General features: G+C 67.8%; 1 protein-coding gene. It reads left to right on the top strand.

Going from position 1 to position 525, the window contains the following annotated elements; genetic code table 11:
• The coding region (locus tag AC06FD_RS20430; protein ID WP_478078732.1) for a flagellin at nt 1–525 on the top strand (525 nt) is incomplete at both ends.

Here is a 525-nt window from a genome sequence, read left to right as displayed (position 1 = left end):
GACGCCCTGGGCGGCGCGCAGTTCGTCACCGCCACCGCCGCTGCCCCGACGGTCGCCGCCGACGGCACCTCGACGGTCGCCGCGTTCAGCCTGACCAGCGCGTCGGGCACGGTGTCCTTCGCCGAGCTGAAGCTGACCGAGACCACCACCGCCAAGGCCGGCCAGTCGCTGGCCGCGCACATCAACGCCAAGATCGGCGAAACCGGCATCTATGCCGAAGCCGATGCCACCACCGGCGCCCTGACCCTGACCTCGGTCAAGGACAGCGTCGACAAGGACGGCGCCGTCGTGCAGCTGAGCGGTACCGACATCACGCTGGCCGGCAACACCACGGTCCCGACCAAGCAGTTCGCCGACAAGATCGACGTGTCCACCGTGAAGGGTGCCCAGCAGGCGCTGGAAATCGTTGACAAGGCGCTGAGCTCGATCAACAACACCCGTGCCGACCTCGGTGCGATCCAGAACCGCTTCACCTCGGTCGTCGCCAACCTGCAGACCTCCTCGGAAAACCTGTCCGCGTCGCGT

The organism is Stenotrophomonas sp. Steno-Z1 (assembly GCF_056393175.1).
Note: the sequence above shows the minus strand (reverse complement) of the source record. Positions and strands in the feature narration are given on the sequence as shown.